Source organism: Actinoplanes sp. NPDC023936 (assembly GCF_040639325.1).
GTDB lineage: Bacteria > Actinomycetota > Actinomycetes > Mycobacteriales > Micromonosporaceae > Actinoplanes.
Genome location: NZ_JBEZZR010000007.1, coordinates 233096 through 242183 on the forward strand (window position 1 = coordinate 233096; position 9088 = coordinate 242183).

At 71.0% G+C, this 9088-nt stretch carries 7 protein-coding genes; 5 read left to right on the top strand and 2 right to left on the bottom strand.

Annotation, left to right across the window (positions count from 1 at the left end):
* The first annotated feature begins 57 nt into the window (after window positions 1-57).
* The 3 genes from AB0F72_RS13225 (at window position 58) to AB0F72_RS13235 (ending at window position 4286) form a co-directional block, all read left to right on the top strand.
* Window positions 58-1362: a sensor histidine kinase gene (locus AB0F72_RS13225; RefSeq protein WP_360429849.1), complete on the top strand. Its 1305-nt coding sequence runs from the start codon at window positions 58-60 to the stop codon at window positions 1360-1362.
* Window positions 1363-1374: 12 nt separating this feature from the next.
* Window positions 1375-2019: a response regulator transcription factor gene (locus AB0F72_RS13230; RefSeq protein ID WP_360429851.1), complete on the top strand. Its 645-nt coding sequence runs from the start codon at window positions 1375-1377 to the stop codon at window positions 2017-2019.
* A 71-nt stretch (window positions 2020-2090) separates the two neighbouring features.
* Window positions 2091-4286: an MMPL family transporter gene (locus AB0F72_RS13235; RefSeq protein ID WP_360429853.1), complete on the top strand. Its 2196-nt coding sequence runs from the start codon at window positions 2091-2093 to the stop codon at window positions 4284-4286.
* Between the two features lie 467 nt (window positions 4287-4753).
* On the opposite strand, the gene AB0F72_RS13240 is transcribed toward AB0F72_RS13235, so the two are convergent.
* Together AB0F72_RS13240 and AB0F72_RS13245 are read right to left on the bottom strand one after the other, a co-directional pair.
* Window positions 4754-6640, bottom strand: a complete 1887-nt coding sequence (locus AB0F72_RS13240) for a hypothetical protein (protein WP_360429855.1) — start codon at window positions 6638-6640, stop codon at window positions 4754-4756.
* A complete protein-coding gene (locus AB0F72_RS13245; protein ID WP_360429857.1) occupies window positions 6640-7554 on the bottom strand; it encodes a hypothetical protein in 915 nt (304 codons plus the stop codon). Before AB0F72_RS13245 ends, AB0F72_RS13240 begins: the two co-directional genes overlap by 1 nt.
* Before the next feature lie 392 nt (window positions 7555-7946).
* Between AB0F72_RS13245 and AB0F72_RS13250 the strand changes: the two genes are divergently transcribed.
* On the top strand, window positions 7947-8282 hold the full coding sequence (locus AB0F72_RS13250; protein ID WP_360429859.1) for a CrcB family protein: 336 nt from the start codon (window positions 7947-7949) through the stop codon (window positions 8280-8282).
* Window positions 8279-8611 (top strand): CrcB family protein, encoded by a 333-nt coding sequence (locus tag AB0F72_RS13255; RefSeq protein ID WP_360429861.1) that lies wholly within the window; start codon window positions 8279-8281, stop codon window positions 8609-8611. Before AB0F72_RS13250 ends, AB0F72_RS13255 begins: the two co-directional genes overlap by 4 nt.
* Window positions 8612-9088 lie beyond the last annotated feature (477 nt).

Sequence of the window (9088 nt, forward strand, 5' to 3'; positions counted from 1 at the left end):
TCGATCGGGCGGTTCGCAGGATCGGAAGGGAAGGCGCCGGTGCCTAGTGTCGATGGCATGACAACGACCTACGCCGGCGCCTCCGCCGATCCCGCGCCCGCTCGGCGGTTCCTGCGCCAGCTGGGTATCGACACGCAGTACGTGCTGCTGGGCTTCCCGCTCGGCCTGCTCACGCTGGTTCTCTTCATGGCGCTGTTCTGGGTCGGCATCGGCACCGTGATCATCTGGGTCGGCGTGCCGATCCTGGTCGCCACGCTGCTGATGTCCCGCGGCTTCGCCGTCGTGGAACGCGCCCGGATCGCACCGGTCCTCGGCCGCGAGGTGACGCAGCCGGTCTACCGCACGGCCCGCGGCAGCGGCTTCTGGCGCCGGTCGATCGCGCCGCTCGCCGACGGCCAGGCCTGGCTGGACATGGTGCACGGGATGTTCCGGTTCATCCCCAGCACGATCGGTTTCTGCTTCGTCATCACCTGGTGGGCGGGTGCGATCGGCGGGCTCACCTACCCGCTCTGGGACTGGACGCTGCCGCACCCGGAGAGCAACTACGAGCTGCCGGAGATCCTGGGCTTCGGCGACAGCGCGTTCGCCCGGATCCTGCTCTACGCCGGGGTCGGTCTGATCTTCGCGGTGACGCTCTACCCGGTCGTGCGGATGGCCGCGCTGCTGGAGGCGGCTTTCGGGTACGGCCTGCTGAACGGTGTCGACCGGCTGCGCCGGGAAGTGGCGCAGGCGAACGCGGCCCGGGACGTGGCGCAGGAGCAGCGGGCGGCCGCGGTCTCCGCCGAGGCGGTGGCGCTGCGCAAACTCGAACGCGACATCCACGACGGCCCGCAGCAGCGGCTGGTCCGCCTCGCCATGGACCTGGGCCGGGCCGAGCAGCAGTTCGAGACCAACCCCGACGCGGCCCGGGCCACCGTCGCCGAGGCGCTCAGCCAGACCCGGGAAACCCTTGACGAGCTGCGTGCGCTCTCCCGTGGCATCGCCCCGCCGATCCTGGTCGACCGGGGACTGCGGGCGGCGCTGACCGCGCTGGCCGGCCGCTGCACGATCCCGGTCGACCTGGACGCGCCGCCGCTCGACCGGCTCGACCCGTCGATCGAGTCCACCGCGTACTTCGTGGTCGCCGAGGCGCTCACCAACGTCGCGAAGCACAGCCACGCGAGCGAGGTCCAGGTCAGCGTGCAGCGCAACGACACCGGCCTGCTGGTGACCGTCGCCGACGACGGGGTGGGCGGGGCCAGCCTCGCCAAGGGTCACGGACTCGCCGGTCTCGACGACCGGGTGCGGGCGGCCGGCGGCGTGCTGGCCGTGGTGAGCGCCGAGGGCGAAGGTACGCGGCTCACCGCGGCACTGCCGATCTGACACGATGGCGGCATGCGCGTAGTGATCGCCGATGACGCGGTGCTGCTGAGAGAAGGCCTGGTCCGGCTCGTCGAGGAGAACGGCCACACCGTGGTGGCGGCCGTCGGTGACGGGCCGTCCCTGGTGGCGGCGGTCAAGCAACACCGTCCGGACGTCTCGATCGTGGACGTCCGGATGCCGCCGTCGCACACCGACGAGGGGCTGCGGGCGGCGGTGGAGGCCCGGGCGGCGATTCCCGGCAGCCCGGTCCTGGTGCTCTCCCAATACGTCGAGGTCTCGTACGCCGACGATCTTCTGGCCGACCGCCGCGGGGCGGTCGGCTATCTGCTCAAGGACCGGGTGGCGTTCGTCGCCGACTTCCTGGACGCGCTGAACCGGGTCGCCGAGGGCGGCACCGTGCTCGACCCCGAGGTGGTCGGCCAGCTGCTGGTCCGCCGGCGGCGCGACGATCCGCTGCGCAGCCTCACGCCACGCGAGCGTGAGGTGCTCGGCTCGATGGCCGAGGGCCTGTCGAACACCGCGATCGCCCGCAAGATGGTGGTCACCGACGGCGCGGTGGAGAAGCACGTCCGCAACATCTTCACGAAGCTCGGCCTCCACCAGGACGAGGAGCAGCACCGGAGGGTGCTGGCGGTGCTGACCTACCTCCAGACGTAGTGCTAGCACTACCCCGGAACGGGGTGCACGCTGGATCGCCGGTCCACACCGGATTCCATAGCGTTTTCCCCATGGAGAACAGGGAAAACGTCAAAGGCTTCGCGGCTCGTGTCGCGATGTGGAGCGCCCGCCATCGGGCGCTCGCGATCATCGGATGGATCGCGTTCGTCGCCGCAACGGTGATGCTGAGCTCGCTGGTTCCCACCGAGCAGGCCAACTACGCGCTGTCCGGTCACGGTGAGTCCGGCAAGGCCGACCGGATCGTCGAGGAGGCCGGCTTCCCGGCCCAGCCCTCCGGCGAGATGGTGCTGATCCAGAACCGGTCGGGCAGCGACCGGGTGACCGCTGCGGAGGAGGTCACCCAGGCGCTGTCGTCGGTCGCTGAGGTCGGCGAGGTGCAGCCGCCCATCGAGTCCGCCGACGGGCGGTCCACGCTCATCACCTTCGACGTGGCCGGCGACCCGGAGACGGCGAGCGAGCGGGTCGGGCCGGCGCTCGACGCGGTGGCCGGGATCCAGGCCGCGCACCCGGAGCTCTACATCGCCGAGGCCGGCGACGCGAGCGGTGACAAGCTGATCGGCGACGAGCTGGAAGCCGGCCTGACCCGGCTGTCGATGCTCTCCATCCCGGTCACCCTCGGCATCCTGCTCGTCGCGTTCGGCGCCGTGGTGGCCGCGCTGCTGCCGGTCCTGCTGGCGATCATGTCGGTGGTCGCGGCGATCGGCCTGATGGCGGCGGCCAGCCGGTTCGCGCCGGTGGTCGACGAGACCACCCACGTGATGCTGCTGATCGGGCTCGCGGTCGGCGTGGACTACTGCCTCTTCTACATCCGCCGGGAGCGCGACGAGCGGCGCAAGGGCGCCGATCCGCACCGAGCCCTGGCGATCGCGGCGCAGACCTCCGGACGGTCGATCTGGATCTCCGGCCTCACCGTGATCGTGGCGATGGCCGGCATGTTCTTCACCCAGGACGTCACGTTCGTCAGCTTCGCCACCGGCACGATCCTGGTGGTCGCGACCGCCGTGCTCGGATCGCTGACCGTGCTGCCGGCCCTGCTGTCGGCGCTCGGCGACCGGGTCGACGCACTCAAGATCCCCGGCCTCTACCGGCGCAACAGCAAGGGGCGCTTCTGGAACGGGCTGCTGAACGTCGTACTCGCCAAGCCGTTGATCTCTGCACTCGTCGCCGTGGCGGCGCTCGGCGTGATCGCGGCGCCGGCCCTGGAGATGAAGACCAAGGGGCAGCGGATCCAGGACGTGGCGCACGACGCGCCGGTGGTGCAGGCGTTCCTGGCGATCGGTGAGGCGTTCCCGAGCAAGACGACGCCGGCGCGGGTCGTGGTCGAGGCGGATTCGGTGAAGACGCCGGAGTTCGAGGCGGCGCTGGACAATTTCCGAAATGTCGCCCAGAACAGCGGCGGCAAGCTCGTCGAACCGATCGACGTGGAGATCAACCCGGCCGGCAACGTCGCCGTGGTCGCTGTCGGACTCACCGGCAACGAGGAGGACGCTGCCTCGATCGCCGCGCTGAACCTGCTGCGTGACGACGTGGTGCCGGACACCTTCGGGCAGATCTCCGGCGCGACCGCGCTGGTCACCGGCAACACCGCGGAGAGCGTCGACTACAACGAGCGCTACGAGGAGAGCCTGCCGTACATCTTCGCGTTCGTCCTCGGACTGGCGTTCATCCTGCTGCTCGTCTCGTTCCGGTCGGTCGTCGTCGCCCTCACCGGCGTGGTGCTCAACCTGATCTCGGTGGCGGCCGCCTACGGCATGCTCGTCTTCGTCTTCCAGTACGGCCACTTCGAGAAACAGCTCGACTTCGTCGCTGCCGGAGCGATCACGAACTGGATGCCACTCTTCCTCTTCGTAATCCTTTTCGGACTGTCGATGGACTACCACGTCTTCGTGGTCTCCCGCATCCGCGAGGGCGCCGACCGCGGCCTGCCCATCCGTGAGGCCGTCCGCGAAGGCATCGGCCAGACCGCCGGAGTCATCACCAGCGCCGCCGTCGTGATGGTCGCGGTCTTCGGCCTCTTCGCCACCCTCCCGCTGATCGCCACCAAGGAACTCGGCGTCGGCCTGGCCGCCGCCGTCCTCCTCGACGCCACCATCATCCGGGCAGTCCTGCTCCCGGCCGTGATGACCCTTCTCGGTCGTGCCAACTGGTGGCTGCCGCGCGGTCTGCGCTGGCTCCCGGAGATCGCCCACGAGCCGCCCGCCGAGCCGACGCCGCGCCCGGAGCGAGACCTCACCCCGGTGGCTTGACCTTCTGGGTACGCGTGACCGGCAGTCCCCACCCACATGTTGACCCGTCCCGGACTACGACGCGGCCGCACTGCCCACTCCCGGCCGCAGCGCGACCGCCGGCGACAGGTGCATGGCTGGGCGACGAGCGTGGAGCTTCCAGCTCCACGCTCGTCCGCGTTCCCGGTCTCACGGCGGGCCTGGGTGCGGCGGGCTTGCGCGCCGCGGTGCTGCGTGCGGTGGGCCTGCGCGCGGCGGGGCTGCGCGAGGTGGGCCTGCGCGCGGCGGGGCTGCGCGCGGCGGGGCGCGGCGGTGGGTGAAGCCGGGGGTGCGCCGGGGCCGGCGGCGGAGGGCGCCGGGCCGGGGCCGTCAGGGGTGGGTCTGGCGGGACTGGTGGGGTTTGGTGGGACGGTCGTCATCCCGTACCAAAAAGGAAGCCGGCGGCGCGCCGCCCGGAATGCGTGGCAGCGCGCCGTTCGGCCGGAAACCTAGTCGTCCGCGCTGTCGGTCCGGGCCTTGGCTGCCTGGGCCTTGCGCCACCGCTTGGCTGCCGCCGCTGCGGCCCGGCGCTGACGGCGGCGCTGGCGGGCGGCTCGGAGGTCTCGGCTGATCAGGCGGTAAGCGGTGCGGGAGACGGTGAGGAAGCGGCCCGGCCAGGAGGCCCGGTAGATCTGGATCTCCCAGTCCATCTTGCTCAGCCAGCGGTCGCGTGAGGCGATGATGTCCTCGGTCCACTCCATCATGTGGAGCAGGTGGCTGGTCTGGTATCGCTGGCGCCACAGTGCTTCGGTGAGCTCGCGGTATCCGACCACGTCGACCGGGACGGTGCCGGGCTGTACGGCCAGCAGGTTCAGTTTGTGATCGTGCTGCTCGGCCGGGCGCAGTCCAAGTTCGGCCGAGTCGATGGCGACCTGGAGGTCGACGGCGGTGCGCAGTTCCGGCTCGGTGACGCCTCGGCCGGCCATCCCGAGCAGGATCGTGGTGAGGTCCATCGCGCTGGACGTGACCGGCCACGGGTGCGGGCGAGCGCCGGTGATCAGGCGGACCGCGAACTGCCAGAGGGAGCGGACCACGGCGGTGTCGACGGGTACCGGGTCGATCGGCTCCCAGCGGACCGCGAGCACGGCCGGGCCGTCCCTGGTGATCAGCACGTCGGAGACGTCGGCGACCGCGACCGGGCCGTGCAGCAGGCCGTCCCGGGCCTGTTCGCGGACCCAGCTGTCGAACTGCATGATCTCCTGGCGGAGGCGGCGCACGTCGTTTGTGGCGCAGAGCTCCAGCAGGCGGTCCTCGAGGAGGTATCCGTCGGTGGCCGCGATCGACGGCACCCCGGTGCGGCGCATGCCGGCCCGTTCGCGGGGTTCGCTGACCGGGACGAGTTCCACGGGTTCGCCGCCAGAGTCGACGCCGTAGGTGAACGTTCCGTGGACGTCGCCGACCAGCACGTCATGGTCGGCAAATCCGGACTTGTCGCCTGCGCAGGCGACGACCAGCCATCCGCCTGCCACCGCGTCCTCGGCGCCCGCCCGCAGTGCCCGCGCCGCTAGCTTGCGCGGATCGCTGAGGACCGGGCGGCCCCGATAAGCCGCCGTGAACGCCTGCGCGACCGCGCTGCCGAGCCACGGGCGCAGTGGCGAGGAGACGTCGCCGAGAACCTTCGAGCCGACCAGGACGGCCGGAGCCGCGGGCTCGGGGAACGCCGCGTACGACGCCTCGACCAGCAGACCGGCCTCGGTGAGCCGGGAGGTCAGCTCGGCACGGGACGCCGGGCGATCGGTCTCCAGCTCATCGGTGGGGTACCAGTTGGCGTCGGCGCCGTACCGGCCCTCCGCACCGAGCTGGACCGTGTGGTGCACGCCGAAGTGGTTGTCGTGCATGAGCAGCAGGACGCCGTCCGTGCCGACCGCCAGTGAGAGACGGTCGATCATCGAGCCGACCGGCATCTGGTCGCCTTCGGCCGAGTTCAGCCGGGTGACGCCGTCCGCCGCCACGACCAGGTCGTACTGGTCCGGGGCGAGTTTGCCGAGCGTGCCGGTCAGCACCGTGACCGACGGGTGGGCCGCGGCGGCCTCCTCGGCGTCCGGCAGCGAGCGCAGCAGCCAGGTCACCTCGGCGCCGGTGCCGACGAGTTCGTTGATCAGCTCGTCGGAGTGCGGGCCGGCGACCAGGACGGCACTGCCGGAACCCGCGAGCGAGCCGAGGAGATAGCGCAGCAGACCGCCGGAGGGCAGCGCCGGGCTGCGCTTCTCGTCCCGGTCCGTCCAGGCGAACATCTCGCCACCGATGCGCCGGAGATTCTCCAGCGGCGGCGCGGCGACGACTTCAGCCAGATCGACGGGTTCGGCGGGGACGAGGGCGACCGGACGGTCCGGCATCACGCGTGCCTCTCCGTGGCGGCGGGACGCCACTTGATGTCGGCGAGCACGGCGGTGTCGCCTCGCCACTCGTTGTCAGGCTCGTTGCCGGGGGTGGCGCGCTGCCAGCCGAGCAGGGCGCGCAGCTCTTCCGGGGAAGACAGCTCGTCGGCGCCGAGTTGCTCCCGTGCCAGCCGGTGGCAGGCCGCGTAGTCGGTCTCGACGCCGTAGACCTCGGGCCACTGGCGGTGCAGCCGGGGTTCGCCGCCGAACGTCGTGTCGGCGTTGTCCAGCACCATCGGATCGCCGTAGACGGCCACCTCGCGCCCGGCCAGCGCGCCGTACCAGATGGCGCTGCACAGCCGGTTGGAGATGACTCGCTTGTGCCGGCGGATCTCGGTGAGCTGACCGAGCAGGAAGTCCCGGTTGTGATCGCGCCACCAGAAACCACGATATCCGTGGCAGACCACCCGGAAGCCGGCTTTCTGGTACAGCCGGCGGACCGAGCGCATCTTGTACTCGTTCCAGTACAGGCACGCGGTGATCGGGCCGGACTCGGTGGCCTTCACCTCGTCGATGAGCCTCTGGTGGTCCCCGATGATCTGCTGACCCTCCCAGCCGTGGAAGGGGTAGAAGATGGTGCCCTCCGCCTTTTGATCAACAGGCTCGGGTTCCATCTCCAGCAGGTACGCGAACGGCGCGCCGACGACGACCACGTCGCGGCGGCCCTGTGACCAGGAACGGCGGCGAGTCTCCTCGGACCAGACGAGCAACCGGCTGCCGGTCACGAACGGCGTGCCCGGCGCGAGTCCGTCGCCGATGTTCCAGCCGTGCTGGAGGTATCCCTGAATTCGCGGCGGGTGCAACGGATCGGGAAGCTGGCAGTAGCGGGCGAGGATGTGCGCGTGCCCGTAGTGATAGTTGGCGTGATGCATTCCTTTTCCCGTCCCCCGTACGTTGCCGGTCCACTGCCACGGCGCCTCGGACGGAGCGATGGTCGATCAACGTGCGAAGCCGCACGCTATCAGCAGTGAGAAGGCCATATTCATCGCAATTGACGGATGAATCGAGCCGGTTTCGGCCGGTTTCTCGTCAGCGTTCATGCCATGTCAGGGCGGAGTCGACCGGGTGGCCACCGTCGGCACACCGACCCGATGCCCAGAATTCAAATGAACGGTGACGAACCGGCCCGGCCGCCGGCCGTTCAAGATCCTCACCTACAGTGGACACTCGTGGGCGCCGGATCGGCCGATCGGCCAGGTGTGCCCGTAGACCGGCCGGGGAGGACGCCGCCACGTCCCCCCGGCCGCCTGCGTTAACGTGCTAGATGATGGATCTTGACGAGCTCGGCGCGGTGGCCGCCGGAGGCGTTGCCGGCGCCCTGGTGCGCTACGCCATTGCCACGGCATGGTCCGGTTCGCACTGGGCGACCCTGCTGATCAACGTCACGGGGTGTTTCCTCATCGGCGTGCTGTATACGCTTATTGACCGAAAAATGGTGCGATTGTTCCTCGGCACCGGTGTTCTCGGCGGCTACACCACCTTCTCCGCGGCCTCCGTCGACACCCTGCACGCCGGCTTCTTCTACCTGGCCGCGACGGTGATCGGCGCCCTGCTGGCCGTCTGGGCCGGCAGCGAACTGGCAACGGTGTTCAAGCGATGAGCTTCCTGCTGGTAGCCCTCGGCGCCGCGATCGGCGCCCCACTGCGCTACCTCACCGACCGCGCCCTCGGCTCCCCGTGGGGCACCCTGACCGTCAACGTCATCGGATCGTTCCTGCTCGGGGTGGTGCTCGGCCTGCCCCTGAGCCCGGCGCTGGTCGCGCTCGCCGGCACCGGTTTCTGCGGGGCGCTGACCACGTACTCCACGTTCAGCTGGGAGACGCTGTCGCTGGCCCGGCGCGGCGAACGGGCGGCGGCTGCCGGCTATGTCGCGGCCAGCGTGCTGGCCGGCCTGGCTGCCGCGTGGCTGGGCCGGTGGGTGGTCACTTAGAAGAGGGGGTACGGCGAGGGCCGCCCCAGAAGTTTCCACCCGTCCCGCAGCCAGCCGGGCGACTGACGGCCGCGGCCCGGCGCGGCTCGCCGCCGGCCCGGGCGGCAGGCGGGCCGGGCGGCAGGCGGCCCGGGCGGCAGGCGGGCACGGGTGCGGCCGCGGGCCGGGCGGCGGGGGCGGGACCGGGCGGCGGGGGCGGGACCGGGCGGCGGGAGCGGGACCGGGCGGCGGGGCGGGGCCAGCGGCGCCAGTGAGGTGGACGGCGTCGGCGGCGGCGCGGCGGCTCAGGGGCCGCGACGTGCGGCGGCGAGCCGTAGCTGAGGCAGGTTAAGCGCGCGGATTGCGTGCGTGGGCGACGGCTGGGGTGGGCGAGCCGTAGGTGAGGCAGGTTAAGCGCGCGGATTGCGTGCGTGGGCGACGGCTGGGGTGGGCGAGCCGTAGGTGAGGCAGGTTAAGCGCGCGGATTGCGTGCGTGCG

Coding starts and splice junctions, on each gene's coding strand:
- AB0F72_RS13255 (WP_360429861.1), top strand. CDS start 8,279: ATGAGCTTCCTGCTGGTAGCCCTCGGCGCCGCGATCGGCGCCCCACTG.
- AB0F72_RS13240 (WP_360429855.1), bottom strand. CDS start 6,640: ATGCCGGACCGTCCGGTCGCCCTCGTCCCCGCCGAACCCGTCGATCTG.
- AB0F72_RS13225 (WP_360429849.1), top strand. CDS start 58: ATGACAACGACCTACGCCGGCGCCTCCGCCGATCCCGCGCCCGCTCGG.
- AB0F72_RS13235 (WP_360429853.1), top strand. CDS start 2,091: ATGGAGAACAGGGAAAACGTCAAAGGCTTCGCGGCTCGTGTCGCGATG.
- AB0F72_RS13230 (WP_360429851.1), top strand. CDS start 1,375: ATGCGCGTAGTGATCGCCGATGACGCGGTGCTGCTGAGAGAAGGCCTG.
- AB0F72_RS13250 (WP_360429859.1), top strand. CDS start 7,947: ATGATGGATCTTGACGAGCTCGGCGCGGTGGCCGCCGGAGGCGTTGCC.
- AB0F72_RS13245 (WP_360429857.1), bottom strand. CDS start 7,554: ATGCATCACGCCAACTATCACTACGGGCACGCGCACATCCTCGCCCGC.